The organism is Bacillus sp. FSL K6-0138 (assembly GCF_037982765.1).
Taxonomy (GTDB): Bacteria; Bacillota; Bacilli; order Bacillales; family Bacillaceae; genus Bacillus; species Bacillus glycinifermentans.
In genome coordinates this window covers 2,702,153-2,726,866 of record NZ_CP150286.1, presented here as the reverse complement: position 1 = coordinate 2,726,866, position 24,714 = coordinate 2,702,153, and the positions used below count along the sequence as shown (strand labels likewise).

General features: G+C 35.4%; 37 protein-coding genes. 5 read left to right on the top strand and 32 right to left on the bottom strand.

Annotation, left to right across the window (positions count from 1 at the left end):
* Window positions 1–20: 20 nt before the first annotated feature.
* Window positions 21–167, top strand: coding sequence for an Arc family DNA-binding protein (locus MHB78_RS14605; protein ID WP_082094169.1), 147 nt, complete (start codon window positions 21–23; stop codon window positions 165–167).
* Window positions 168–188: 21 nt separating this feature from the next.
* Here the strand turns inward: MHB78_RS14605 and MHB78_RS14600 are convergent, their stop codons facing one another.
* Entirely contained in the window at window positions 189–803 is a 615-nt protein-coding gene (locus MHB78_RS14600) for a hypothetical protein (RefSeq protein ID WP_231947449.1), read from the bottom strand.
* A gap of 433 nt (window positions 804–1,236) precedes the next feature.
* On the opposite strand from MHB78_RS14600, the gene MHB78_RS14595 reads away from it, so the two are divergent.
* Window positions 1,237–1,488 (top strand): DUF3734 domain-containing protein, encoded by a 252-nt coding sequence (locus MHB78_RS14595; RefSeq protein WP_048354014.1) that lies wholly within the window; start codon window positions 1,237–1,239, stop codon window positions 1,486–1,488.
* A 15-nt stretch (window positions 1,489–1,503) separates the two neighbouring features.
* On the opposite strand, the gene MHB78_RS14590 is transcribed toward MHB78_RS14595, so the two are convergent.
* Window positions 1,504–2,142, bottom strand: coding sequence for a hypothetical protein (locus MHB78_RS14590; RefSeq protein ID WP_052948574.1), 639 nt, complete (start codon window positions 2,140–2,142; stop codon window positions 1,504–1,506).
* Between the two features lie 47 nt (window positions 2,143–2,189).
* On the bottom strand, window positions 2,190–2,885 hold the full coding sequence (locus MHB78_RS14585) for a hypothetical protein (protein ID WP_046132702.1): 696 nt from the start codon (window positions 2,883–2,885) through the stop codon (window positions 2,190–2,192).
* A gap of 351 nt (window positions 2,886–3,236) precedes the next feature.
* Here MHB78_RS14585 and MHB78_RS14580 point away from each other — a divergent pair, with 351 nt between their 5' ends.
* Window positions 3,237–4,094: a hypothetical protein gene (locus MHB78_RS14580; protein WP_052948573.1), complete on the top strand. Its 858-nt coding sequence runs from the start codon at window positions 3,237–3,239 to the stop codon at window positions 4,092–4,094.
* Between the two features lie 86 nt (window positions 4,095–4,180).
* Here the strand turns inward: MHB78_RS14580 and MHB78_RS14575 are convergent, their stop codons facing one another.
* On the bottom strand, window positions 4,181–4,342 hold the full coding sequence (locus tag MHB78_RS14575) for a hypothetical protein (RefSeq protein WP_167543084.1): 162 nt from the start codon (window positions 4,340–4,342) through the stop codon (window positions 4,181–4,183).
* Between the two features lie 39 nt (window positions 4,343–4,381).
* Window positions 4,382–4,840, bottom strand: a complete 459-nt coding sequence (locus MHB78_RS14570) for a hypothetical protein (RefSeq protein ID WP_046132701.1) — start codon at window positions 4,838–4,840, stop codon at window positions 4,382–4,384.
* Window positions 4,841–4,958: 118 nt separating this feature from the next.
* Between MHB78_RS14570 and MHB78_RS14565 the strand changes: the two genes are divergently transcribed.
* Entirely contained in the window at window positions 4,959–5,102 is a 144-nt protein-coding gene (locus MHB78_RS14565; protein WP_156415980.1) for a hypothetical protein, read from the top strand.
* Here the strand turns inward: MHB78_RS14565 and MHB78_RS14560 are convergent.
* From MHB78_RS14560 to MHB78_RS14540, 5 genes are all read right to left on the bottom strand, one after another.
* Window positions 5,099–5,809 (bottom strand): hypothetical protein, encoded by a 711-nt coding sequence (locus MHB78_RS14560; protein ID WP_046132700.1) that lies wholly within the window; start codon window positions 5,807–5,809, stop codon window positions 5,099–5,101. The genes MHB78_RS14565 and MHB78_RS14560 overlap by 4 nt on opposite strands.
* A gap of 80 nt (window positions 5,810–5,889) precedes the next feature.
* On the bottom strand, window positions 5,890–6,450 hold the full coding sequence (locus MHB78_RS14555) for a YiiX/YebB-like N1pC/P60 family cysteine hydrolase (protein WP_046132699.1): 561 nt from the start codon (window positions 6,448–6,450) through the stop codon (window positions 5,890–5,892).
* A gap of 78 nt (window positions 6,451–6,528) precedes the next feature.
* Complete coding sequence (locus MHB78_RS14550; protein ID WP_046132698.1) at window positions 6,529–6,852, bottom strand: DUF3139 domain-containing protein; 324 nt, start codon at window positions 6,850–6,852, stop codon at window positions 6,529–6,531.
* A 270-nt stretch (window positions 6,853–7,122) separates the two neighbouring features.
* Window positions 7,123–7,497 (bottom strand): hypothetical protein, encoded by a 375-nt coding sequence (locus MHB78_RS14545; protein ID WP_046132697.1) that lies wholly within the window; start codon window positions 7,495–7,497, stop codon window positions 7,123–7,125.
* A 42-nt stretch (window positions 7,498–7,539) separates the two neighbouring features.
* The gene (locus MHB78_RS14540) at window positions 7,540–8,559 is read right to left on the bottom strand and encodes a hypothetical protein (protein WP_231947450.1); all 1,020 of its coding nucleotides are present in this window, start codon (window positions 8,557–8,559) and stop codon (window positions 7,540–7,542) included.
* 110 nt (window positions 8,560–8,669) lie between these two features.
* On the opposite strand from MHB78_RS14540, the gene MHB78_RS14535 reads away from it, so the two are divergent.
* Entirely contained in the window at window positions 8,670–8,966 is a 297-nt protein-coding gene (locus MHB78_RS14535) for a hypothetical protein (RefSeq protein ID WP_231947451.1), read from the top strand.
* Window positions 8,967–9,150: 184 nt separating this feature from the next.
* Here MHB78_RS14535 and MHB78_RS14530 read toward each other — a convergent pair whose 3' ends face one another.
* The 22 genes from MHB78_RS14530 to MHB78_RS14425 all read right to left on the bottom strand — a co-directional run bounded on the left by MHB78_RS14530 (window position 9,151) and on the right by MHB78_RS14425 (window position 24,713).
* A complete protein-coding gene (locus MHB78_RS14530) occupies window positions 9,151–9,330 on the bottom strand; it encodes a hypothetical protein (protein ID WP_046132696.1) in 180 nt (59 codons plus the stop codon).
* A 24-nt stretch (window positions 9,331–9,354) separates the two neighbouring features.
* Window positions 9,355–10,434 (bottom strand): serine/threonine-protein kinase, encoded by a 1,080-nt coding sequence (locus tag MHB78_RS14525; RefSeq protein WP_052948571.1) that lies wholly within the window; start codon window positions 10,432–10,434, stop codon window positions 9,355–9,357.
* On the bottom strand, window positions 10,427–10,924 hold the full coding sequence (locus MHB78_RS14520) for a hypothetical protein (RefSeq protein ID WP_046132743.1): 498 nt from the start codon (window positions 10,922–10,924) through the stop codon (window positions 10,427–10,429). The genes MHB78_RS14525 and MHB78_RS14520 overlap by 8 nt, the downstream gene beginning before the upstream one ends.
* A gap of 143 nt (window positions 10,925–11,067) precedes the next feature.
* Complete coding sequence (locus MHB78_RS14515) at window positions 11,068–12,069, bottom strand: site-specific integrase (RefSeq protein WP_006640209.1); 1,002 nt, start codon at window positions 12,067–12,069, stop codon at window positions 11,068–11,070.
* A 14-nt stretch (window positions 12,070–12,083) separates the two neighbouring features.
* On the bottom strand, window positions 12,084–12,503 hold the full coding sequence (locus MHB78_RS14510; RefSeq protein ID WP_046132695.1) for a hypothetical protein: 420 nt from the start codon (window positions 12,501–12,503) through the stop codon (window positions 12,084–12,086).
* Complete coding sequence (locus tag MHB78_RS14505; protein ID WP_046132694.1) at window positions 12,503–12,985, bottom strand: hypothetical protein; 483 nt, start codon at window positions 12,983–12,985, stop codon at window positions 12,503–12,505. Before MHB78_RS14505 ends, MHB78_RS14510 begins: the two co-directional genes overlap by 1 nt.
* A gap of 38 nt (window positions 12,986–13,023) precedes the next feature.
* The gene (locus MHB78_RS14500) at window positions 13,024–13,215 is read right to left on the bottom strand and encodes an XkdX family protein (RefSeq protein WP_046132693.1); all 192 of its coding nucleotides are present in this window, start codon (window positions 13,213–13,215) and stop codon (window positions 13,024–13,026) included.
* On the bottom strand, window positions 13,212–13,529 hold the full coding sequence (locus MHB78_RS14495; RefSeq protein WP_046132692.1) for a hypothetical protein: 318 nt from the start codon (window positions 13,527–13,529) through the stop codon (window positions 13,212–13,214). The genes MHB78_RS14500 and MHB78_RS14495 overlap by 4 nt, the downstream gene beginning before the upstream one ends.
* Before the next feature lie 12 nt (window positions 13,530–13,541).
* A complete protein-coding gene (locus MHB78_RS14490; RefSeq protein WP_046132691.1) occupies window positions 13,542–15,197 on the bottom strand; it encodes a hypothetical protein in 1,656 nt (551 codons plus the stop codon).
* 2 nt (window positions 15,198–15,199) lie between these two features.
* On the bottom strand, window positions 15,200–15,565 hold the full coding sequence (locus tag MHB78_RS14485) for a hypothetical protein (protein WP_046132690.1): 366 nt from the start codon (window positions 15,563–15,565) through the stop codon (window positions 15,200–15,202).
* Window positions 15,566–15,653: 88 nt separating this feature from the next.
* The gene (locus MHB78_RS14480) at window positions 15,654–16,097 is read right to left on the bottom strand and encodes a hypothetical protein (RefSeq protein WP_052948569.1); all 444 of its coding nucleotides are present in this window, start codon (window positions 16,095–16,097) and stop codon (window positions 15,654–15,656) included.
* Between the two features lie 39 nt (window positions 16,098–16,136).
* Window positions 16,137–16,943, bottom strand: a complete 807-nt coding sequence (locus MHB78_RS14475) for a hypothetical protein (protein ID WP_046132689.1) — start codon at window positions 16,941–16,943, stop codon at window positions 16,137–16,139.
* 44 nt (window positions 16,944–16,987) lie between these two features.
* Complete coding sequence (locus MHB78_RS14470; RefSeq protein WP_065894420.1) at window positions 16,988–17,707, bottom strand: hypothetical protein; 720 nt, start codon at window positions 17,705–17,707, stop codon at window positions 16,988–16,990.
* A complete protein-coding gene (locus MHB78_RS14465) occupies window positions 17,704–18,234 on the bottom strand; it encodes a hypothetical protein (RefSeq protein ID WP_046132687.1) in 531 nt (176 codons plus the stop codon). The genes MHB78_RS14470 and MHB78_RS14465 overlap by 4 nt, the downstream gene beginning before the upstream one ends.
* Window positions 18,231–18,890, bottom strand: coding sequence for a hypothetical protein (locus MHB78_RS14460; RefSeq protein ID WP_046132686.1), 660 nt, complete (start codon window positions 18,888–18,890; stop codon window positions 18,231–18,233). The genes MHB78_RS14465 and MHB78_RS14460 overlap by 4 nt, the downstream gene beginning before the upstream one ends.
* Window positions 18,877–19,119, bottom strand: coding sequence for a hypothetical protein (locus MHB78_RS14455; protein WP_052948568.1), 243 nt, complete (start codon window positions 19,117–19,119; stop codon window positions 18,877–18,879). Before MHB78_RS14455 ends, MHB78_RS14460 begins: the two co-directional genes overlap by 14 nt.
* Entirely contained in the window at window positions 19,116–19,514 is a 399-nt protein-coding gene (locus MHB78_RS14450) for a hypothetical protein (RefSeq protein WP_046132685.1), read from the bottom strand. The genes MHB78_RS14455 and MHB78_RS14450 overlap by 4 nt, the downstream gene beginning before the upstream one ends.
* Before the next feature lie 11 nt (window positions 19,515–19,525).
* Window positions 19,526–19,996: a hypothetical protein gene (locus MHB78_RS14445; RefSeq protein WP_046132684.1), complete on the bottom strand. Its 471-nt coding sequence runs from the start codon at window positions 19,994–19,996 to the stop codon at window positions 19,526–19,528.
* 34 nt (window positions 19,997–20,030) lie between these two features.
* Window positions 20,031–21,047 (bottom strand): hypothetical protein, encoded by a 1,017-nt coding sequence (locus tag MHB78_RS14440; RefSeq protein WP_046132683.1) that lies wholly within the window; start codon window positions 21,045–21,047, stop codon window positions 20,031–20,033.
* A gap of 44 nt (window positions 21,048–21,091) precedes the next feature.
* On the bottom strand, window positions 21,092–21,694 hold the full coding sequence (locus MHB78_RS14435) for a hypothetical protein (protein ID WP_046132682.1): 603 nt from the start codon (window positions 21,692–21,694) through the stop codon (window positions 21,092–21,094).
* Window positions 21,695–21,719: 25 nt separating this feature from the next.
* Window positions 21,720–23,159 carry a hypothetical protein gene (locus tag MHB78_RS14430; RefSeq protein WP_046132681.1) on the bottom strand — a complete coding sequence of 480 codons (1,440 nt, stop codon included), beginning with the start codon at window positions 23,157–23,159 and terminating at the stop codon, window positions 21,720–21,722.
* A 33-nt stretch (window positions 23,160–23,192) separates the two neighbouring features.
* Entirely contained in the window at window positions 23,193–24,713 is a 1,521-nt protein-coding gene (locus MHB78_RS14425) for a hypothetical protein (RefSeq protein ID WP_046132680.1), read from the bottom strand.
* Window position 24,714 lies beyond the last annotated feature (1 nt).

Here is a 24,714-nt window from a genome sequence, read left to right as displayed (position 1 = left end):
ATAATATCTGGGAGGCCGCTATGCCAGAAGAGATTAAAAGAATATCCTTGAGAATTCCTGAAAGCCTTCATCAACAATTAACTAAAATAGCTGATGAAAATAAGAGAAGTATAAACAATGAAATTTTATTTATGATCGAAAAAGCCATAAAAGAAAGCAAAAAATAAGTCGCCCATTTTATGAGCGACTTAACTTGCTTTCCTTATAGCTATTTCAAAAACGCTTTGCCATATTTCAACGTTTGATAGAGCCTCTTTTACTTTAGGATCATCTTGTTTAAATCCAGTAACATTCTCTAAGCCCATATCGGTTTTACTTGGCAAGAAATCAATTTTGAAAATGGGGGATTTGAAATCATCTATTTTTATTTTAAGTGCAATTTTTCGAAAGCGTTTTGTTTCAACTTTGTCTGAAGATAATCCACCAATTACAGCGCCAACACCACCAGCTACAGCTCCACCGACCATTGCTCCAGCCAACTGACTCCCTCTAGAAACTTTTGAAACAGAATTATCGTCAACTGTCACTTCCGCTTCAATAATTTTATTAAATGGGATTACAATTTCCTCCAAAGATTGATCTTTGTGTAATCGATGTGCAACGAATTTCTCCTCTGTTTCAATAAGAGTAAGCTTCATATCTTTATCAGGAGTAATATAAAATTTATAATCAGATGGATAATTACCTGCAGATTCGAGCAAATTTAAAATTTGGTTTTCTTCTTCCTTTTGTTTGTTCATTCCTATAAAACCAATTAAAAAGAAAATAATAAAGCCAGAAATAATCAAAAACGCAGTAAACACACCAAACCACCCTCATCAAACAATATGCCTACAGTATACCACAATTTTCTTCCCTAGGAATGTTTATCTTGAACAGAAGAGAAAGGGGATAGTTTAAACCTAACAATATCCACTTTGCGTTAAACGCAAGGTGGTGTTCTTGCATACAAACTGAATTTCTGATTTTTCATCCACTGTCGGTTTAACCGATAGTGGACTTGTCTTCTTCAATAACTGCCGTCATTTAAAATGACATCAACTTTTTCATTGGTCATAAAATGGTTGTAAGTGTATCATTTCAAATGACATACAATTGATAGAACAACCTTCAAGATCGCATTTTTACCTGTCAAATTGACAGACATGATTTCTTCTAAAAATCGATCAACAGGGGGACAAGATTAAACAAAAACTGTTACAATGATGATATACTCAATAGAAAGAAGTGAATGGAATGGATAATCAAGTTTTGCAAGCTATTCATGAAATGCAAAAGGAAATGAGGGAAGGCTTTAAAAGCGTAAATGAGCGTTTAGATACAATCGATAAAACATTAGCGCGCATAGAGGAAAATGAGCCTGAAGAAATCATGTCCATGCTTAAACTAATCAATAAGAACATCGAAAGTGACCATAGATACAACGACAAGAAGTTCTCTGAGCTTGAAAGAAGGATTCATGCATTAGAGGAACGATTGAATAATTAAAAAAAGTCGCCCAATTTAATGAGCGACTTTTGCAGCATCACGCATGGCCAATTTAAAATATCTAAACCATGTGTCAATTTCTTTTATTGCTTTTTGTACTTCTGGAGAGCTTTTTTTGTGCGCTGTTTTTAAATCGGGGTCATAAAAAACTCCACTAAAAAATGCAATATCATAATATGGATTATCGTAGTCTTCAACCGTAATTCTGAGATGTATGGATTTTACAAATTCTTGTGCTGAACTCGAAGCTGTACCTCCACCTATGATAGCTCCGACACCACCGCCAACAGCACCACCAATAGTTGCACCTAAGGCGGCTTCGCTTTTAGATACCTTTGTTAATGTTTTATTATCAATAACTATCTCTACATCTGCAATGTCATCAAACGAATATTCCTTTATAGTAGGGGAGACATTTTTGGCGTTTAAATCCTCTAAAGAAATATTCGCGATTTTAAATTTTTTCTTTTTTTCATCAAAGAATATTTTTGACGCATATTCACTCGAAGTGAATACTCTTGAATAATTATCGTCTTTTATATTCTCCATTGTGTTTTTACGTAATTTTTGATGATCAATTAATTTACCATCTGAGACGAAAGCCCAAACCAAAGCTAATACAATAGGAATACCTATAATAAATAATAAAATCATATTGAACCACCTTATTCATCAGATACCCACAAGTATGACACAAACAATTAATGAGCGACTTGATTTGTTTTTCTTATAGCTAATTCCAGAACACCTTGCCAATATTCAGCTTTCTTAAGAGCGGTTTTAATTATCTCGCAGTCTTTCTTAAAACCAGGATGGCTATAATCAGGGGTATCGAAGCTAGGGAGAAAATCAATATAGTGAACAGGGTTTTTAAAATCGTCCACTGTAATTTTCATGGTAATTGATTTCACCATTGTAACTTGCTTTGACCCAGAAGAAAGACCGCCAATTATTGCCCCAACTCCTCCAGCCAAAACTCCACCAATGGCTGCACCTGTAATCTGCTCACCTCTAGAAGTTTTCGATACTGTTTCGTTGTCTAATGCAATTGATGACTCAACTATCTGTGAAAAAGGGTAGGAGAACTCAACAATTTCATTCTGTTCATTCCGTTTATAAATTTTTAAAACGCCTTTAGTCTCATTGAATGAAATTTTGATATTGTCATTAGCAAAAGAACCATCAGCATTGAAGTTTGAATCGTATCTTTTAAGCATTTCAACATTATTTTTAAATTCATTGGTTAATTTTTTATTGCGTCTTCTATACGGCTCAAGACCCAAAAGTGATAAACCTAGTATGGCGATTATGATTGCGAAAGGTTTCCAATCAATTATAAAATAGAAAAATAACGCAACTATCCCAAATGATAAATAAAATAAAACCTTATTATTCACCAAACCACCTCATACAAAACAATATGCCTAATTATACCACAATTTTCTTCCACGGGAATGTTTATCTTTCGTTTCCACGAAAGCCTTACTCAATTGAAGAAGCCACATTAATTTCCCAAACCATCAAAAAAAGAGTTTCCTAAATAAACTGGAAGTGGTATGATTATCATGGTTATTTTGGACTAATTATACATAATTGGGGAGGTCATTAAAATTATTGTTTTCATACCTTTAGCATGTTTAATAGCCGCACTAACTTTCTTAGTTCTAGGAATCATATTCATTTTTAAAAAGAAGAGCAAAAAAGCACTGATTCAGTTTGCTGCACTGATTGTTTCCGTAATATTATTTGTGATTTCTCTGAATCTCTATGAACCTGAAAAGGAAGAATCCAGTACTTCAGAACAAACCACTGCACAATCTGAGCCTAAAGAGACTATTTATTTAAAATTCAAAGATGCTAAATACAGCAAATCAAAAGAAATTGTCACAGCAAATTTTGATACTAACATCGAAGATGGAACAACAATTGACCTTATATTAACTAACCAAGAAGATGATAGTTCTTTTGGTGGAAATGCTCAAGTTCAAGATGGAAAGGTTAAAATTGAGGCTGGAGACTATGATTTTGTTCAAAATGGTCAATATAGTATCGATGCCTCTGTTACAGTTGACGATGTAAATAATATAGACTTTCCAGAGAGATACGGTGATTACGACGAAATTCAAAACAAAGTTAAAGTCCAAAATGGCGAGATAGTATCTAATGATGAGGGCTATGAGATTGAGTTTAACAGTATTGGGAATATAAAAATCACTAACGCATATTCCAAGAAAGAAGTAGCACAATTAGAAAAAGAACGCAAGAAACAAGAAGAAGAAAAGAAAAAGCAAAGTGCCAAAGAAATACGTTTTGCTGAACTGAACAAGAATCCAGATAAACATACTGGGGAATTTGTTAAATATCAAGGTGAAATTGCTCAAATCGTGGAAAATGACAATTCAACTGATATAAGGTTAGCAGTTACGAAAACATCATATGGATACGACTTTAATGACATTGTATATATCACATATGATGGAACAACACCATTTGTTGAAGAAGATAAGATTACTGTATACGGCACAATTCAAGGCTCCTACACATATGAATCAACGGCAGGATATCAAATTACGTTACCGCACATAGAAGGGGAGATTATAGAATAATCCACATTAGGAGCAGTTGATGAGACTGCTCTTTTTTTATTTCGTAAGAAATGTTTATCTTGAGCAGAAGGGAAGGAGAGAAGCGGCTACTCTTTATTCAACGCCTCAACAAAACGTTCCCTATACAATTTTTCTCTCCTTTCAAGATCATCACAATCTTCACCACATTGGGTTATAAGAGTCGATTCAGCGAAAAACCATTCTTCAAGAACCACCTCGAATATTTCCAAAACTTCATATTTTTTCATAGGTTTTCACCTGCAATTTCAAAATAAAAAAGACATCCGTCAGGACGCCTTTTCTTTCTCTTTTTCAGTTTTAACTTGCTCCAGTAAGCTTTTTAAATAAACAGCACTTACACGTCTTCTAGTTTCTCTGGCAATCATTTTCAACAACACTCCAGTTATAAGCGAAGTCACAAACAAAGCCCACCAAATACTAATCTCCATATAAAGTTTTAATGATAATCCTATCAAAGCAACTATTGCCGCAAAGTACTTAGAATGATCAAATTGAGATTCAACTTTTGTTGCCTTTGCTATTCCATAAAATAAACCATCGTTGTCAAGACCTCTTAAAAGGTTTAACAAATAAATTAAATTACCTTCTGTACGCTTTGAAAAATTTGATTCAATAAATTCATGAAATTCCTTTTCAGATGCAGTTAAGAAGAAGTACTTTGTGTCTTCCTTAGTCCAATTTTCCACTTTCTTGAACTCTTTTTTCTTCTTTCTAAACGGCCACATATGTACATTCACCTCATAGTGATTATCGTACACAAATGGAAAATTTTAAAGAGGGGGAGGGAAAACCTCCCTAAATTGTGGTACGATTAGAATGATTACCAAACGAGGAGAGATTGTTATGGAAAAAAGACCAGATAACAGAGCAGCAGAAATTAGACCAGATAGTAGACCGACTGAGAATGCAATGAACACACCAAGACATGCGCAAAATTCAGCCGATAAACCTTTGCTAATAAAAAGGGAACCAAAGCCTAAGAATTAATTTTCATTTTCTTTTTCATAAATTTTATTATAAGCTGCCATTGCGGAATCTGTATCGTAGATAGAAATAATAAAACCTGTCTTAGTATCAATAAAGATGTTGGCTACCTCAACATCTTTATTATCTTTTAAAACTTTTGTCCATTTATCTATATTAGTGAGCAGTAGGTTCCTTTCTAATTCAACAGGTCTGGACACTTTTTCTATTTCTCCATAGATTATTTCATCAGGATTGTCTATTTTTCTAAATGACACAGCCTGTCCCTCATTCTTTAAAAATGTCTCATTCCATACTGTACTAGTATCTGAAAGTTCAGCAGTTCCACTTCCTCGTCTCACAACATTCACCAATCTAATCATCCATCTGTAAGCGAATCTTGACACAAACCAAGAGAAAAGAAAACTGAAGATAACACTGAACAACACAAAGTAAACAAGGAAACCAAGATTATTCGATAATTCGAGAACGTCACTAAGCGTATGAACTGATAACCAAGGATTGCTTACCGAATTTGTATTTACAATCATTGCGGTTAACTGATAAATGCTAAGCACAATCATGCCAACAGGAAACCATAGAATTGCGCTTATTGCTGCTATCTCAAAGTTTATATGTTTGCTTGCTGGGTGCAAGCCAAAAAGTTGAATCCAAAAATAACTCAATAATCCCGGTAAAGTAAAAATCAAAATTGTTACAAAGTTTTCCATCCTGACACTCCTTTAAATTAATCACCACATATGACAAATAAAAAGACATCCATTAGGATGCCTTTTATTTGTTTGTAAGATTATTTAATTCTTGTGAAGCCACTCATAACAATCATAGTCATAGGTTGAAGAACCCAATTTGACGTTGGAGGATATTCTATCAACTCACCTTGTTGTCCCAGTGCTTTTAACTTAACCCCTCCACTATAGTAAAAAGCCTGATACACAAATTTGGAACAATAAAGATCCTTCCAGTCTCTTAAGGCAGAACCAGATATAATTTTATAATTATATTTTGCTCCAACATTATAACTTGCCCATGCGGCTGCACCAGCTCTGATACTAGCATTGTTATACCTTTGTACATAATATCCTGTAGATTGTTTTTTAAGCCACGAGCTTAATGAAGAGCTTTTAACAGTACTTCTGCCTTTATACACCTCTATAGCCGATTTCCCATCTTGCCCAACGATTGCAACATGACCTACAAAATAATTGTCTATAGAGACGTTGGAAATTAAAACATCTCCGGCTTTAGCTGCTTTACCATTACTATAGTTAACAGCATGAGCATATTGCGTTTGAGTAAATATACACCCAAACAAAAGCAACAAAGTTAATGTTTTGCGAACGATTTTCATATTTTATCCTCCTTTTATTGTGTTATTTTACATAATTCAACACAATAGAGGATAATCCTTCATTTTTTATCATTTTTTTCAATTTAGTTTCGGTTCTTTAGCCTTGCTTATATCTTCCTTGCCGTCGTAGGTGATCTTGCCCTTATATGACTTATAAAAATAATGAACGTTTGGATTGTCTTTGTAAATTACTCGAACCAAGATCCCGTAGTCACCACCCTTTGAACGTATACCTTTTATCTCTTTGATATCTTCTTTTTTCTTATTTTCCTTGTTTAAAAGATAGTCCTCTGTTTTATCCGCAATTTTTTCAGCTTGGACATTATAAAAATAATTAACCGAAAAAATTGCTGCTACAACCAAACCAGCTACAATAAGAAAAGACAGTGCAATTTTTTTCAATCTAAATCACCGATCCTTTAAAAATTAGGTTTCGTGGTAAATACTAACCCTAATGGGATTTTGTGATTAGCCCTCTCTATTCTAACAAAAATGTTAACTGTATTCAAATTGAGTTGACATATTCGGGTCAAAACTTTGACTGACATTCTTACGAAAATTACAGGCTATTTGCAACTTATCAAAAAACATCATTAAGAAAAGGGGGGGAGGCGTTTTTCCCTCATTGTATCTAAATAAAAAAGACATCCTTTAGGATGTCTTGTGCCTTGGTTAGTTTTTAAGTAATTCTGCTGCCAATTTTATTGCTATGTCTTTTATTTCATTGTAGCCACCTTTAGCCAGTTTGCGTGCTATCTCTTTAAGTTTTTCAGGTTTACTAAGGTGTTCGTCAATTTTCAATTTTTCTTCAACATAATTTATTCCAAAGCGACTGAGATAAGCAAACTGCAAAAGTACGCCGTATGGCTTCGTATATTTAACATTATTTAAGAATCCTTCGTTCTCAAGCTTTTTAATTGCTTCGTAAAACATTTGCTGACTCATTCCTAAACAGTTTGCATCTACATTTTCAAGCATAGGTAAATCCTTTTGATATTCTAAATAAAGGGCGACTAAAACCCTTTCTTTTGCATTCAATTCAGTCATTTTCTCACCACCAGTAATATTTTCCTCAATTATAACATCAATTCAAATTACGTGGTTTTGTGTATCCTCTTTTGTTTGTTTCTTCTCTAGTTCAGACTTTACCTGTTCAAGTAAACTCCTAAAGTGGATTGCTCTAGCTCTTTGTGTTCTTCCATCGCTCATAAACCAACTTGCTATTGCAAAGGCTAACGCAGAAAAAAGAATTCCAACATTAACTGACATAAAAGTAGGATCTCCATTATCTTTATCTTGATATGCTACGTAGACGACAAAATGAGTAACAAAGAAGGTGAGGAGAGAGGTAAAACCCGGCACAATCTTAGAATTGTCAGAGTATTCCTCGAGATCTTTCATTCTCGCAATACCCAATATTATAGTATCTAAATCTAAGTCTCTAATCCGTTTTAACTCAACCTTCTTTTTTTTAGTTGACCAGTAACCAAAATAGTCACTTACATACTTAGCTAATTCTTTATCCGGCCAATTAAGTAAGATTTCCTCTAGGTTCTGTGCTTCTTTTATATAAAAATTATTCTTTTTCCATAAAGGTAGCAGCTTTGAGATCTTTACTTCAATACGATTATTAGACCGTATTTGGGGAGTAGGGGTGTCTTTTTCAATCTCTTTTTCATCCGTTTTATCAGCCTTAGCTTGCTCAAGCAACGTTTTGAAATAACTGGCCGTTGTCATTTCTCTTTTATCCAATACAGCAGCAATCAAAAGTAATGAAACTGAAGACACCGTGAATGTGAAATAGCCTTCACCTCCAAGAGGTTGCGGGTTATCGATTAACATAATCTTAAATGCACCAAATAATAAGGTCAATATCACAACAAAAAGCGCAGCAAATTTCGAATGATCAAAACTTGATTCAATTCGTACCATCCGAGCTATTCCAGAAGAGAGATCATTATCACTCAACTGCTTAAGAGCCTCATACTTTCTCTCTTGTTCGGAATGGGGTTGCCCCTTTGCAGGAAACTCTTTTCGAATAAACTTGGTTAATTTTCTTAATTTTGCTGTTGCCAACTGATCTTTAACGATTTCACTAAATTCCACCATGTTCACCTCGAATCTATTATCGGGCAAATGTGGAAAATTTTAAAGGGGAAGATAAAATTGAAGACTGTGATGTGCTATACTTTAATTACCAAAATGAAGGAGGTTGAACATTGATTAATTTTGCCCCTGAAAAATTCAAGATTATCCTAAATGCTATGTCAAACCCACCAAATCCTAAGGATTCAAAAATAAAAGACTACTATGCCGACCAAGAGTATGCAAGCTTTAATATAGATTTTGAAAATGTGGATATCGCCTTGCGTATAGCTGGACTGTTAGGAAAACATGCTACGAACTTTACCATAACCACTTGTCATTTCCCTGACACAAACAAAATTGATTATATTCAATTTATGATTTTTAAAATTAATGATCCGGAACTTTTAGCTATACTAGATCAAATATAAAATAAAACCCCCACTGAATGGTGGGGGAATGTAGTTCAAGTAGTCCTGTAGTTCGGTTGAAGGGAAGGGGGAGGATTAACTCACTTATAACCGCCCCTTAACCATACAATTCTGCATCAATGTTACTGTCTTCTTTATGGAAGGATAAATAAAGCTGAATATTAATAAGAGAAGAAACTCATTTTTATTTAAAACGAATAGTGTTATCTATAGATTTAACCACTGAATAGCCATTGCCTAAATCGATCACTTTTTTGTTATTCCTTAAGTCGATAGCATTTTTTTTAGCAAGACGTTTATAAAGGGGGACATCTAAGAAAGGATTAGATAAGTACTCTAACGATTTGATTCTATTCTCTTTCATTTTAATGACCTCCTTTATAAATTTTTATGAATACTTTTTAATCATTTTTTCAATATGGCTAGAAGCTTGGTCTAAGCTTGAAAACTGACCATTGGGTGGTTGTAAATTAATTAACCTTTCACTATTGATAACATATTTTACTCCAGATGTCAAAAAAGATCCTTCATTTTCTTTGATATATAAAGAGTGTATCGACTTCCCATTATTGTATTCCCATTTAAATTCCTTACTCTCTTTATTATAACTGTAGTACCAATCTAATTTTTCATCAACCTTGCTTAAATCATTTATTATGTTTAAAACTGATTGGTATCTGTTGTCTGGATTAGGCTGTATTGCTTTATTAACGATACGCTTAAATCTTTCAGGTATATGGGGCAAATATTGCTTATACGGAAACATGCCTCTCTTTATTTTGTTTGCCATGTCATTTACATCAACAGAATTTACTTTTAAGGCTTCAAATTGATTATAAAATTCATCATTTCCATTACACATTCTGTATAAAGTAATTCCTGCTTGGTAAATGTCATCTAAAACTGATTTATTTAAAGAAACATATGATTCAGGTGATCTGTGAGCGTGATACTGTCTTTCCTGTAATGTAAACCCATCATCATTTAAAAAACGTGATAATCCAAAATCCGTCAAAATAGCTCTATCATTATTATTAATTATAATATTTGTGGGCTTAATGTCTAAATGTAATATTTTTTTTGTATGCATAAATAATAACCCAGTTAAAAAATCTAAAGCATATTTAATGATTTCTCTCGGACTTAAAAAACGCTTATTTAACAAGCTATCTAAAGATCCTTTCTCGTAGTACGGCATAGTTAAATAAATGTTTTTTTCATCTTCTGCTGCGTAATGAATAGGCATGATTAACGGATGTTTAGTTGCATTTAATATCTTAGCTTCCAAGAAAAAATCTTCGATAATTTGTTTTGCTAACGAATCTTTCGTAATTTTTTTGAGAATAACAACTTGGTCTAATTGAGTATCTCTTGCTATAAAAACTTCAGAATTCATTCCTTCATTTGAACCGATTCTTTTCCATTTATCTAGATGCAATTTAGCTTCTACATGATTTATTTTATGCATGTTTTTCCCCTTCCTCAAGCCAAGGGAAAGCAGCTAAAGCAGCAAGTAAACTTTCTTTATGTTCTTTATTGCTTATTTTATCCCATTCTGATTTCCACTGATTTATTTTTATACTATTATCTCCTTTGAGAAAACCTGATACCACTTTAGAGGGAATCCGTAGTCTTGAGGCTAGACTATTAATAGTGCCAGCAAAATAGCTAATAACCGTACTGTCAGCAAAGAGTTCTTGGACGACTCCTTCGATATGAATTCTGAAAGTATTATAACTTTTGGCATTTCCTTCTGCGGTTTTAATTCCAGCGTAAGAAACATCATAGTCATAAATTATTGATGAAAGTGTGGTTCTAATTAGTGAAAGCTGCCGCGGCACATCATTTTCTAGAGCAGCAGAGATAGAAAGTTTTTGTGTTAGACTTGAATCGTTATGAGTATCAATAATCGTATAGTATATTTCCCTAGGTGTTACTCTAATACCAATTGAATTCATTTTCATACTCCCATCCTTAATTGAATACATAACTACAATTCGACAGAATAGGAGGAAATACCTTCTTTTTTGCAAAAATTTCATTTCACTCAAAAGCAAAACCCCTCAAGAGAGGGAATTTGATTTTGAATAAAAGAGGGATTTTACATGAAAATCTGGTTCTTTTCTTCTTTAAAATCACGAAGATCATAATGTTTGACTGTGGTTGAGACATCTTCGTGTTGAGCAATGTGTTTACTGACAAGTTCAAGTTTGATTTTCTTGACTTCGAGTAAGTAGGTGATACAGGAAGCTTTAAAAAGGTGAGGGTTGATTCTACGGCCAAGAATGTCTGATAAAACATCGGAGCAAAAATAATCAGCCCATGTTTCTGACATTTGTTTTGGTTGTCCACCATATGTAGTGGTAAAGAGGTATTCGTGGTCATATCCACGTTTTTCATGCCATAACTTCAAATATTGTAGAGCTTCTGTATTGATCATATATTTTAGAGCTTTTCCTTCACCGCCACCTTTTCCGAAGACTTGATGGGACATTACATATGATTGCCCTTCAGGGATAGGGTAGTCTAAAATTTCTGTTTTAAATTGAATGATTTCTGCTCTTCTTGCTCCTACATTAAAAGCCGTTGCAAGCCAGGCCATTCCTAAATAGTTCTCATCTTCTTCAAGTGTTTGCATCATTGTTTGATAGTCTTCATATGTAATCTTTACTTTATCGTAAGTGACTGTCTTAGGAATAGCAGGGAGGCCACGAGTAAAGTTCCTGAATGTTTTATAATTGTCATCATCTTCAGCCACGACGTTTTCAATATAGTTGTTTAAAGAAGAAACACCAGCTTTTTTAAGCGCAATACCACTAGAAGACATGCCCCTATTTTTTAGGAAACTTTGATACCTAATGAAGTCACGTTTAGTGATTTTGTATAATTTCTTCCCATTGAGAGAATTATGCACCCACCAGAAGAATTGCCGAAGGGAGGAGGTGTACTGTTTTCTTGTTTTATCACGGAATGAGTGAGCGTCTAAAAATTCTTGTGTTAAATTTCTGTGCTCTTCATCAACCTGAGACCACATTTCATCAGTAACTTCAGGCAGTTTCTTTGCACGGGGGCGTATCATATTTTTTTTGATTTCTTTCGCCATTAATCCACCACCGACTATTTTATTGTCTTATGTCCGAGCCTGTTCACATCTCTGGACACAGCTTCAACTAAGCGGCCATCCTTTAAAGATTCAGCAGTATTAGCCATGAAAGGTCTTGGTTTTCCATATCCATAACCATGTTCATCAGGGAACTGATAACCTTGCCCAGTTTCAACAATCGTTGCAACATCACGGCCATCATCTTCACAAATGTTATCCAATGAGATTCCGTTTACTTCATTCTCAGTTACAAAAGAGCTCTTTAACTCATGCGTCCGTTCATAAACTAGGGGATCATATGCGTCATAAACATCTGTTTCAACATGATCTTCTCCAGTTTTAATTAACGTTTGCTTTGTGCTGCTATTTGACTGTTGGATGGCCTTTAAAGCTTCTTTCTGAACTAAAATGGCGAGATCTTTGTAAGCCGCCATTATCTGTCCTCTTGAGTAAGCTCTTCAACTTTTTTTAAGATATCTTCATTTATTTTGTCTGCATTTTTATCTGCTGCTCTTGATATAAAATCAACAAAACCATTAGCAGCATCTTCAACTTTTTTTAAACTTTCTTCAGGGAATGAATCATGAATAGTTCTGATATGCTCTGATTTAGCAACTTCTTCAAGCATTTTAACTTTAGATGTCAAGGTTTTAGGCATATCACAAATATCACTAAATTCAATAACCGTATAGAGATAAGCTAAATCTCCAGCGCCTAAGTCAGTCTTGACTCCTTTTTCCGACTGAATCTCAACATAGTCTTTAATAAGAGTTTTGATCATTTTGTTTACTCTTGTTGGATCGAAATTCGGATAAATATAAGTGTGAAATTGATCATTCAATTCAATTCTTTGCTTCTCATTGTATTTTTTATTATCCTCTTTAATATGACTGAGCGTTAATTTTTGCGTTGTCATCATGCTTCCTCCTTTTAAATCCAAAATAAAAACACCTCTTAAGGTGTCACACACATTCCTAAATCCACACTGACATTAATGAACGGTTTATCATAACTTCTGCCTGTAATTTCTTCATACTCAGCAGGAGTAATATGACCCCACTCAACGTAATCTCTCATAATAGAATCGTCTTCATAGCAGCCCCAATCATAAAATTGTTTAATCGTAGCATAATCAGGATACTTCATGATGCGACGCTACCTTTCAATTTTTCAATTTCTGCTTGAACTTGAGCTAGCTGATAGGAGAGTAGTGCGTTTTGTTTTTTCAATAATTCCAATTCACTTGGTGCAGGTTTAGACGGTTTTATTTGTTCGATATATTCTGGTGTAGCTGCTTCGATCCACTTATCTTTTTCCGGATCGTATTTAGGATCGATTAAATTACCGGAAGATAAAGTTGATGTACAATTAGGCGGAAGTTTTTCGCCAGCTTCAAGGTTAACATCGATGTCACCTTCACCAGCATATTTGAAATTCTCATCATAAAAAAGAACATGCATTTTAATCCCTCCTTACCATAGCGGAATTCCAACATTAAATGAAACACGAGTCACACTAGCGTTATCATTTGCCATCATACCATCAAATCTCAAATCTCCATCAGTAGTAAAAGCGAATCGAGCCGTTCCATAAGATCCAATTGTCGGTACAACGAAATCGATTAGTTGTGTCGGTTTATTCGTAAATTTAGCGACAGAAGTACCTATAGCTGGCAATGTGCCGAAAGTTCCGCGGAGCCACAGAATATTATTGCTGATAGAGAATTTCAATGGATAGTTCGCGTCCTGTTTTACCCCATTAATTAGTGTTACGTTGTTCCAAGAGGGGGATAAATCAGTATCAGAAAGAACACGACTCCATCCCTGCCAGCCTAAGGTAGGGTCTAAATAATTTGTATACATATTATTCCTATAATCAATTGCCACAACGTAACCATAAGTGCCTTTTCCCTCACTATCTTCTACGGTAAAATGAAAAAATCCCCGCGTTGATAGGGAAGTGGGGGCATTTGTTGGCTTGCCAGTTGAGTAAAATGTTCCAAACCGTTTACCACTTTGAACAATTTTGGTGTAAAAATCGTCAGTGTCACCAATCGAAACAAAAACACCCCCGGCGTCATTGGTTATTTTAGATAGCTGTCCAGCGTTCCATTTGTCTTTTTCCGATTGTGTAACGTGGATGGTCGTATTTTTCGCATGGACATCAACTCTTGCCTGTGCTCCTGTGGTTGATTCTATAGGAATCCAGTTAATTGCCGTCTGATTTCCGTTATAGTAAAACCACCAGGCACTGCCACTTGCATCTGCCGCATATCCCATGCCTATTCCAGCTTGTCCTACTAACTGCATTCCTCTAAGACTACTCTTGGAGGGGGAATCTGTAACAGCGTTCGTACCAAAAAAAGAGACAGTTCCGACGTCTTTCAAAGCATCATAAAACGTTCCAGATGTAAGGTTTATTTTTTGCGTGCCCGAATCGGCTGTTATTTTAAAGAGTTGAGCAGCGCTCCATTTTTTTCGTTCATCAGAAGTGATATGACGTGTGTTATCTGAATCGTGTTTATCAAAGTCGGACTTTGCTGCCTGCTGTATGTTATCAACGTTTCCGAGGCCGACCTGAGCTTTTGTAACTGAATGTGGATTTTCTTTGTTATTCGCATGATCATCTGTATAAGCTTTTGCAGCAGCTAAAGCAGAATCTAGATCAGAAGAAGAGGGGACAGTAATGAATTCTGTCCATCCCGTAGATGGATACCAATGCCGAAGATAAATTCTTGGATCATCACGATTACCAGCATGAAAGAAAAGCTGAGCAAATCGATATTTAGTTGTCTTTACATTTAAACACTCGCCATAGGAACTTGGATATCCAGTTGAACCAGATGAGAGATGAAATGTTGAAATTCCCATTGGATAGTTATCTCCAGAGTAAGAAGCATCTTGAAATGGTGATGGGTCACTGATGATCGTGACTTGCTCTGATGTAACATTATGAGGGTTTGATTTATTATTTATGTGATAATTCATCAAGTCTGTAAGCTGATCGATTGTTGACTTTAATTCTTTTTCTGTATCAAGACTGTGTTTTTCAAAACCAGAAAATGTCCCTTTTAGGTTTTCAATCTTAATTTCATTTTCTTTGTTCTGTGCTCTTGAGAGATTATCCATCGTTATGTCACCGCATTTCCTTTGATGGTAATTGAACCACCATTAATCTTTGTTACTTCAAATAGAATTGCGGTTTTCCCAGCAATATCGAATTCCCAAATCTCATCAATGCCGAGTGTACTTGCTCCAAACATGTGATTAGAAGAGTTTATTCCTTCAAGAGTGATCTTTTTCGCATCTTGAGTGACAGCATAAAACTTAACTTCTCTTGAAGTGCAGTCACCTGTAATCTCTACTGTTAGTGTTCGATGTGACCCAACAATGAATTTTTCTCCTTCCCCGGCTTCAGTGACGGAATCGTGAAAGGTGAAGGGGGTAACTAAGGGTTCAATTTTTCGAGGCAATTTCTTATAATCGCAAACTGACATCTACAGCCTCCTTACATTGATTTGTATAAAACTTGTATTTTATTTAAATAAAAAAGGAGAGGGGAGAAGTCCCCTCATTTGTCTCGCTTTATGCAAAATGGGTGATAACCAGGCTTTTAATGCTGACGTCTGCAGTTCCACTGTTTGTAATCATGATTCGTGGAGATGAAGAGAGAACATCTACTTTATTAAGACCCCTATCATTGTCTTGGAGTGTCAACACATCTTCATACTCTTTAATTGTGTAGTTACTTGTTCCAGGGATGATATAGGTAAGCTTAACGGTAAGATTAGTCTTTTGATTTAAATAAATACCCAATCCCAGGCCGTTTCCTTTGGCGTCAATATTCAGATAAACCGATTCTCCAGCTTTAACCGTTGCGTTTTCAAGATAGGTTTCTGGAATAACACGTGGAGAAAGGATGCCATCAGCCATACCTAAAAGATGAACGTCTGTAACAGGCTTACCTTGCCCATTGTCCCTTGAGGAAGTAAAAACACCATTACTTTCATTTAGAAATTGATTTGCCAATATATTCTCTCCTTACTTATGTTTTAAATTTTGATTATTTTAGTCACCAATACCTACAGCTTTAGTTTGAGTTTCTGTATCTGAACCTGTATCTGGAGCAGGGGAGGGGGTTACAGGTGTGCCGGTTTCAATCCGAGGTACTCGTGCGAACCTACCAATTTTACCTTTGCTGTCTGCTGCAAGAACCTTAAATGAAAGCTCCGGCGTGTAGGCAGAGCCATTTTCAAGAGACATTTCAAATTCACCAGATGGTGCAACTTTGTCAAATTGAATATAGAGGTCACTATAAACAACACCAGTGTCCGGATCATACTCAATAGTGTGATATTCAAGCTCGTACATTTCAGAGAATTTGTTCGTGTTGATTTCAACTGTTTCACCAGTTACTTCAACTTTGTATACTGCAGTTAGTACATCTCCCTTTTTAGCAAAACCTTCAGGAACCGTAACTACGCCATCTTTAAATTCAGCTTGTACAGTTGCACCTTTGCTATTTTTAAGTGATACCGTACCAACAGGAGTTTTCTGTAGTTTAACTGTCTTATCTGTATCAACTGTTACATCTTCACGTTCAAATACATTGAATTTGTTTTCTTCAATTGCAACCCCTTGAGTCATTGCCATGAATTCCATGTCAAAGAATGCATTTTTAACCTTTGCATCAATTGACTTATCAGAACGAAGGAGATAAAGAGTTTTATTCCCAATACCACCTTTTAACTCTTCTTCTGAAATTGATTGAGAAATAGAAGCCAATTGAGCTTCGGCAGCAGAAATTACATGTCCATCGGATTTTCTTTTCCAATAGACATCTGCTGTATCATGAATAACTGTTTTCTTGGTCATTAAATATCCTCCTTGAATTTAAATAAAAAAAGACTGATGATTAATCAGCCTTGAAGCAATCTTTTTAAGTTTTTGACTTGTTCATCTGTCAGTGCATGACTCTCTTCTTCAAAGAGGTCAACATGTTCACTCCAGTGTTTGATATTTTTACCTGCTTCAGGGGATACTGTTGCAAATAAAATAGATGTATCGTAATCCTTGATCCTATCAATGCGATAAAAGGTCATATACATTTGATACATTGTCATCTCTGCAATTTCTTTGTATGGGACACCTGTAAAGGCCATAATTGAACTAATCATGTCATACACTTCAAGCAGCTCTTGTTCTTGTCTTTTTAATCTTTTGCTTTGCTCGATTCTTCGTTGAACTTCTGGGTTTGGGCTAATCTTTTCTTCTTTGAGACAGTGCATTTCTATAATGAGTTTTCTTATTGAAATGAAATTATCTCGATCAATTAATTCAAATATATCCTCATTCTGAAAGACCTTTTGGAACACTTCAGAATAAGCCTCATTGAAATTTGGTAATTGATTAACGATATCAAAAAGAGGTAGCTTCTTCATTTCTTCAATAAGCTCGTTTAATTCACCGTTTTTATTAAGCTGGCTATATCTATAAACAATCTCATTTTTGCTCATCTTTATTAAGTTCAGGTATGCCGCATAGTCGTTGTAATCCTTCATTTTGAGGAAATGGCACTTACCAATAGGAGTGTCAACGGGGATACCTAAGATAAATAGTTTTTGAGAATTTTCGTTCATTTCATTGCTCCGAATGTGAAAATCATTTTATAACCCAAATACCCAGCAGGTGGGTTTCCGATCAGCATTCTTTTAGGAGCCATAGCCTTTCCGAAGCCAGCGATATTTTTATTGAAAAGAAGCTCAGATAACCTGTCCAAAATTTTTAAAGATCTAAATTCATTTTCTTCATATGTCTCAATATGAGTGTAGACATCAATATGAAGGTCTTGATCCATAAGCAAATAGCTTTGATTAGAGGGCTTTGATAAGCCACTTCCCAAATACATGCATACTCTACAGATTGGTGATTCAGTAATGTCATCGGTTTTGGGAGCTCTTTTGAAGATTGTCTTGAAAATAGGGGGGATAATGCGGACTTTTCCATCTTCTTCAACAGTTGTTTCGACTTCATAGCCTTCTAAGTCCTGAACATCAGGGAGGTCAGGGGAGAGGGGGTTGTCCTTATAATACAGAAGCCTGTTGAGCTCAGAATCATTAATCAATGTTCTGAAAATCTTGGTCATGTGTTCAACCATATTGCTCATGCACTACCATCACCTCTGACTTTCTTTTTAGCAATTAATTTTATTGTGCCGTGATCTCCATAAACCTTAGAGTAATCAATGTCATTAACAAGATAATCCTCACCAAAGAAAGAGAGGAGGAGCCCAATTTTAATTTTGTCGTTATTTACATTTGGAATTGTGATGTTCGCTTGGCCGTCAGGGAGATTTACAGCGAGGTCAGTCCCATTTATAGATGTGGATCGTTCAAAAATGCAGGGTATTTCAATAACTTCTCCAGGCACTTTAACTTTGATTGGTTTACCAGTAACTTCACTTATCTTGTCTGAATCAATCCATTTGTCATTTGTGGTTATCTTTATTGAGGAGTTGCACAGTCTAATTTCTGCTTTTTTATAAATTTTATTAAAGCTTGGGAATGTACTGATTAACCATTGCTCAGTACCCCATTTAACAACTCCTCCAATATAGATATCTTCGGGCAGTCCAAGAATGTATTTAGTCATTCCATCGCCATTGGAATACTTCGAGGTAATCAAACAATGTATCGATTCTTTCCCGTCAATTGATACAGTCTCGGATTGAAATCCTTTTAGACCAGCCTGAAAAATCAATTTTCCATCATGTTCTATTTTTTTATTAGTATCAATCTGATGATAATTCCTAAAGTCTTTCATTCAAATCACCGGATAGGTATTGACCTAATCTTACGATTTCAGCACTCACGTCCAAAATAATTTCCCGAATTTCAGCCAGTTCTGCATCAGCAAGCATTTTCTTATTTAGATATTGCTCTACTTTATAAAGAACAGAGTTGTTTTTCTTACTTAATCTTATGCAGTGTTCTTGCAATGAGAAAGGTGCCTGTCCTTCATTAAAGGGTTGAAAAACACTTTTGTTGCTCATAAATAGTCCACCTCTGTATTCATAATGAGGCGATCAATTTCTGCTTTTTGCTCTTCGATAGACTTTCCTAATGAATTGATTTGTGTACCATAGTTAGTAACGCCAACGTCTTTTGCAAATGGCTGCCATGTTGTCTGGAAAAAAGTCTGTTCATTAGTTAAAAAAATTAGACGTAAATAATGAACGAGAATCAATAAATCGTCCTCGTTCATTACTCTATCTACTGTTTCGGTTTCATCGTTACACTTTAATTTTTTGTCGCGAAGTCTGTTGTTGAATCGAAGAACTGCATTCCTTATAGACTTATAAATTAGAGTTTCGTCTGTGGGTAAATTGATATCAGACGTTTTGCAGTTTAGCAAGAAGAACTCCCAAATTTCATCATAAGAAGTCATTATGGAACCTCCTAGTCAAAAAGCAAGGAAGGATCTTCGACACCCATCCATTCAGCTAATGCTTTAAGTTTTCCAGCAGGGATATCATCACTAAATTCAGAGGCAACATCAATAACAAACTGTTTTTCCGAGTCAACTGTTATCTTTTCGAGTTTACTTTTCATCTGTGCAATGTTACCTGTTTTGATCATTTTTGTGATTTCTTCTTTTGTGTGAGTGTTGTTTGTATATGCTTCCGCATTAACAATAGACTCCTTAATTTCTCTTGTCGAATCACCTTCATCGACAATAACCAATTCACCTTTATCAAAGCAGACGCTGTTCATTGTTAACCAGTCAACAACATCTCTAGGAACTTCTTTGATCTCAGCCTTACCATTTTTACTACCTGACCAAGTGAATTGTTTAAGTCCACCATCTCCAGTGTACCCAACAAAATAAGAAGTGTTTCTATAACGAGCCAATTTAACTTTATCAGACATAATTTCCTCCTAGTTTATCCTTTAAAATAAATACTTAGATAGATACTGCTGCTTGTTCCTCGATAATTCCAATCGCTTCACCAAACAGAAGGTTAACAGAAGCAGATTGAGTGATTTTCATTTTAATTCTTTCATCTTCAATATCCTGTTCAGTTAACTGTTTAAGTCCACCGTACTCAACGATAGAGAATGGTTTTTGTGACACTCCACCAGCAAACATATAACCTTTGTTTACAGGCAACTCAACTTTTGAGTTAGTTTCATCAGTGAATGGGTTTGTGAGGTTTACTGCAGTAGTTCTTCCAATTGTAGTAGGGTTTAAAGCAGTTAGAAGCTCATTTTTAATGCCATCAGTTAGAAGGTTTTTATATGTAGAATCTGTAGCTTGTTGGAAAGCAAAGTAATCAATAAGAAGGGAGTCTCCAACAAATACTGGCCTACCTCCATAACGTTGAAGAACTGAAGCAACTTCATAATATTTTTGTAATGTAAGGTTTGAACCAACAGCCACGTTTTTTGGCGGAATTTTCCCTTTAGCAATAGCAGCAGCCGTTAATTGATGAATATTATCCAAATACAAACGAACTTTTGCATTGGCAATGTCATTAACTAATTTGTTGAAATACTCGACAGAATCAGTTACAAGATCAAGCGGTTCATAGTAAAAACCAGTAGATAGTATACGAGGAACAGCAGGTACATTTTCCCGACCTTCAACTCGAACCAGATCAACGCCTGATCCACTAGCAGACCAAATCACTTTTGCTTTGTTTTTCTTAGGGATTTTGATTAGTTTTAGATTCCCTGGCTTCTCTTGTTCGAGATTTGCAAATAACGAAAGAAGATTCGTTACCATCGGTTTTGCGATCTCATCAGCCTGTTGGACAACAAGTGTATTAAACTGATGCAACATGGAAGGGTCAGGAGTTACAGTTCCATCACCAAATACTTTTTTAATATAAGTTTCGATGTCTGATTTATCTGTGGCTTCCATCTTATTGTTAACCACACGGCTGAATAAGCCTTTAATTTTTACAGTGTCAAGTTTCATATAACGTACTCCTTTTCAAATAAGTGTTTGTTCAAATTTATGTATTAATCACCAATGTCTACGGCTTTAGTTTGAGTTTCTACACTTGTTCCTGGGACTAATCCTGTTTCTGATCCTGTGATTACTTCGAGACGTACGAGCTTTTGTCCCATTGTGTATTGGAGATCATCCTCGCTGTTTACAACAAGGAATTTAGCAGAAGAGTCTGCAAAGTCAGCATGTGGTGAAGCGGGGTCACTTAAAATGTATTTTTCAGTTTTAATATCAAAGTGCGCCACTTGTCCTCGTTTAACTTCTTTGACGCCTTCATTCAGAGAAAAAGCAGAAACATCAAAACGTGTGTATCCTGGTTCCAAAATAACGATACGAGCATGTTCACCTTTAGCATTATAGAAATCAGTCAAGGACTCGCCCAAATAACGAACTTCTGGAGCTGCAATTAAATAAGCTCTGTGCTTTTTGTCGGAAAGTTTTTTTGCAATGCGATTTCCTTCTTCATCAAAACCGAGTTCCACAAGCATAAAGTTGTCGATATCTGATCCAGACACCTTAGCACCGTGAGCAAGAGTTTTGATTTTTAATGAATTCAAGTTACCAGTAGTGTGGGTGCCTACTTCTGTGAGGGCAGTTTGTAGTCTAGTAGCCATTTATAAATCCTCCATTTTAAGTTTTTTAAGATGAATAACGCGATTCAAACGAATCATCATCTTTTAGTAATTTTTCACGTTTGCTGGACATCTCTCTAATAAAAATTCCATCTTGATCAGTTGCATGATCAACAAGTTCGACCAACATTGAATTCAATTGAAGAACTGCTTTATCGGCTTCTTCGTTGTCTTTAGCAGATGCTAGAATAAGATTTTGAACTTCTTCAGTTTCATATTTCTCTTCAGCATTAAGAGCTTCAAATTTAGACTTATAGAATTCTTTCTTTTCTTGAGCTCTTTTTTCGAACTCTGCTTTTTCATGTTTTTCCTTGAAAGGTTTTAGCTCTTCTACAACAGAGTTTAATTGAACGAGCTTTTCACTTGCCGCATTGAACTGCTCTTCAAGCTTGGATTTACTCTCTTTTATTTCATTAAACTGATTAGAGAGCTCTGAAATTGTTGTGTCTTTTTCATTTAACTGACTAACAATTTCTTCAGGGACAACTTCTTCCCAGTTTCTTTTTAAGAAGACTTCTGTTTTAGAGTCCAAATCAATTGTCAGTGTATCCCCATTTTTGGTGTAGTTAATTTTGTAATATTTGTCGTAAGAATTATCTTCAGACCAACTATAAATGTTTACAATAAAATATGAATCATACACATCAGCAATATATGATTCCTCATTTGATTCGAGAGTTGGATCAAGCTGATTATAGATAAGTGCTCTTATGTCTGAATGTGATAACTCAAAGACTTTTTTAAATTTATCCACTTTTTCACCTTCCTTTTGTTTTTCTTGGATAGCGGCTTGCGCTATTAATTTCTCGAATTTTACCATCTCATTAAAGCTCACTAAACGAGATGAATCATAAGCAGGGAGGACGATATCGTGTTCTCCTCGTTTCTCAGAATTCAAGATCGCATGACCTTCTAAATAAATAGGTGTTTCAATGTACTCTATTCCATCTTTAACAGAGTAATTTGAGTATAGAATTTCACAGCTTGTGTTTATATTGATGCCCCGCGAATACCATTCCAATAAAAGCTCACAGGCATCGCTGAAACGCGAACTCCATAAAACTGCATCGGCGGCCAAAACTTCCTTTTTCCCTTCTGGAGTATCGATCTCCATGATGTATCCTTCAGAAGTAAACACGCCGATTGGGGTGGTATCCGTCTTTACTTCAAGTTCACCGTGTTTATCAGTGCCTAAATATGCTTCATGAGATCCAAGAGCATCAGTAGCAGTGTTGTTTTCTTCAACCTCATGGTATTTTGCAACAATAGGCTTATTGATAATAGTAGGGGAGGCGTCCAAAGCAACTTCCTTAGAAATGACTGTATTGTTATGAGATGCCTCAAAGTCAAAAATGATAAAAGTGCAGGGGAGCTTTGTGGGATCATCTGTTTTCTTTATCTCATTTAGCTGCAATTGAAAAACTTTTTTCTTTTGCTCTTTGGCCAAACGTTTATTCACCTCCTTTCAAAACATTGCAAATTAGTCTGGTAAGCTGTTTCCATTTGATGTTGCAGATTTAATAGTGTTTTCATTAGTACTTTCATCTACAACAGGGTGTCCAGCTTCATTGCCTGTATATGTATAGGATGTTTGATAAGGCTTTATCTTATCTTGAAGATTCAATTCATCTGTTTCATATAAAGTTTGTTCCAAATAACTTTCCCATGACACGCCTGCAATATTGTCGATTACATGTTTAATTGACCAACCTTTATCATTAAGCTTAATGAGAATGTCCATCTTTTCTTTAAGAGTTAAAGGCTTATCTTTGTCATAGTTCATGTAATAATTATCTTTTTGACCTGCAGGAAGGATAAGGTTAAAGAGTTTTTGATATACTTCCTGTTCAACTTCCTCCATTAAGACGCCAATTCTTTTGTAAAAGGTATCTAAGTTTAATGAGGAAGTTGCATAGTTGCCGCCATCACCATTTAGCAAAGATCCTGATAAACCATAAGCAGATTGTATGTCACTGTTGATGTGATCAAATTTTGTTCCGTCTAATCCATCGGCTTTTACATCCGGGAACTCCAAATTTGCAAAGTCGGGGATGGAAACGACTGTAACTCCATCTCTATTGTTTTTTTCTAAAGCAGCCTTCACTCCAGAATGAATTTTTTGCTTTACTGGTCTTGGAAGCTTAAGATTTGTGTACTCGCCTTTAACTTTATCAGTCCCGATGGTTAAAACAGCAACTGCATTAATGATTTTATTGGCGATAGCTCTTTCAACGTCTTTAAGTTTCTTCTTATGTAGAACATCATATAAACCTGGTGTTACCCAAGATGTACCTAACCCTTGATTCCTTTTTAAAGTTCCGGTTCGAAGCGGGAATGTCCGTTCTTGTGGGAGTTCCTTATATCTGTATTTCTCACGATCTTTTAGGAAGTTTTCATAATCTGAATTCTTAATGAAAGGGGAAAAGCTGTTTAGCAACTCTTTTCTATAGTCCTCTTTGAAGTTGCTGAAATACTCCATATTGATTAAACAAACCCAATCACCATTTCTTCTGAAAGCTGGAAAAACATATTTAACGCTGTCGAACACAAAAGGGTAGGGGGATTTTTCATCTCCTAGCCAAATTCCAACGAGTGTTCCTGCTGCTGCAGTTTGTTTTAGCAAGTCGCGTGTTAATCTTTTATGTTTTACTCTATGGAGGGATTTATTTAAAAGGGAGATGTGCTTATCAGAGGACTTGCTTTTCACAAAGGAATCAATTTTATAATTCAAAGTTGGGAGAGCTTCGATTAACTCAAAAAGTTGGTGGATCTCAGCGGTTGAAATATAGAAATATTGAGCAAGATTTTCTATCTCTTCCTGAAACTTATCAGGGTTAGAAAAGTATTCTTTTAACTGCTTAGCATCTACTTCACTTATAATACCTTGAGAAAATAGGTTAGAAACGAAGCCAGATGCAAAAGTAGACACATAGGTACTGTAATCGTTTAGCAGCTTTTGGTACTCCTCTGATTCAATATCGATTTTATTAATACCAGCCATA